At 61.7% G+C, this 1,416-nt stretch carries 1 tRNA gene and 1 pseudogene; one reads left to right on the top strand and one right to left on the bottom strand.

Features of this window, described 5'->3' with window-relative positions:
* Positions 1-314: 314 nt before the first annotated feature.
* Positions 315-404, top strand: a tRNA-Ser gene (locus FHG66_RS21360).
* A 156-nt stretch (positions 405-560) separates the two neighbouring features.
* On the opposite strand, the pseudogene FHG66_RS21355 reads toward FHG66_RS21360, so the two are convergent.
* Positions 561-1,416 (bottom strand): annotated as a pseudogene (locus FHG66_RS21355) (IS5 family transposase); the annotation flags it as partial.

Raw genomic sequence — 1,416 nt, 5'->3', positions numbered from 1 at the left:
GGATCCGAGCACGACCAATGTCAACCTCAAGGACTCTCGTCATGAACGAGGGACGACCAGGGGGCAGGTCATTACGGCAAACACCGCCTCTAAACGACGATGAGAGGGGACGCGGTTGGGCCTACCTTCTGGATCGGGTGAACAGGATACAGGTGAAAGCGGGCGTTGACGGCAGTTGCCCGATTCTTGCCAGAACAGCGTGCCAAAACTTGCCAAACCATGCATGGGACGCGGATGACGCCCCGATGATCGCTTTCTTCCAGCCCAGCGTTTTCGCCTTGTTTTCCTGAGAAGACCCACATAGAGACGGCGGCGGAGATGTGGCCGAGTGGTCGAAGGCACACCCCTGCTAAGGGTGCAGACGGGAAACCGTCTCGAGGGTTCGAATCCCTTCGTCTCCGCCATACACCTTCATTAAGTAATCGTTTATTGGCGGTTTTCCCGTGGTCTGTTTGGTGCTGTACCACATCCTAGCCCACATTTAGGTTTTAGTTGATGCTTGGGTTTGGCATTGTTGCCTAACTCGAGCTGAGGCCGAGTTCACCCCTTTCCCCTTTAGCTTAGGCGACGCGCGTGATCTCAGCCCGGCCGAGGGCGAGGAGCAGTTCAGGAGGGCTACGCGGGTGTGGATCTCGGCGACTAGGCGGTCGGGGTCTCGCGAGGCGATCCGCTCGCCGAAGCTCTTGAGGCGGCGCATCTGGGCTTCAATCCGACTTCGGGCGTGGTACCCGGTCAGCCGCTTCCAGAACGCTCGTCCGAAGTGGCGTGTCCCCCGCAGGTTCTCGTTGCTGGCTTTGGCGGCGGGGCCGTCCTCTTTCCAAGGCCGGCCGTTCTTGCGGATCGGGATGACGGCGGTGCCGCCTCGCCAAGCGATGGCGGCGTGGCAGGTCCGGGTGTCGTAGGCCCCATCCGCCGTAACGGTGCCGATGGCCTGATCGGGCGGGATCTGCTCGAGCAGGTCCGGCAGCACGGGGCTGTTGCCTGTTTGGCTGGAGGTGAACTCCACCCCACGGATGTCCCCGGTCGCCACATCCATGGCCAGATGTACCTTGCGCCATTGCCTCTGCCGGCTGTGACCGTGCTTGCGGACTTGCTATTCGCCCTCGCCGCGCATCTTCACGCCCGTGCTGTCGACCAGCAGGTTGAGCTCGCCGCCCGCGCGACGAAACAGGATCTGGATGCTGACAGTCTTCTGCCTGCGGCACAGGGTACAGGGGTCCCGCACCGGCCAGTCCAGGCCTGCCAGTCTCAGAAGGCTCGCCACCATCCCAATCGTCAGCCGCAGCGCCAGGCCGAACAGGTCTTTGATGCTCAGGTTGAACTGGATGGCAGCATCCAAAAGTGTTGACCTGCCCCCTGGTCGTCCCTCGTTCATGACGAGAGTCCTTGAGGTTGACATTGGTCGTGCTCGGATCC

Origin of the sequence: Rubellimicrobium rubrum (assembly GCF_006152115.1) — a bacterium.
GTDB lineage: Bacteria > Pseudomonadota > Alphaproteobacteria > Rhodobacterales > Rhodobacteraceae > Rubellimicrobium > Rubellimicrobium rubrum.
This window is presented reverse-complemented; position numbering and strand designations above follow the sequence as displayed.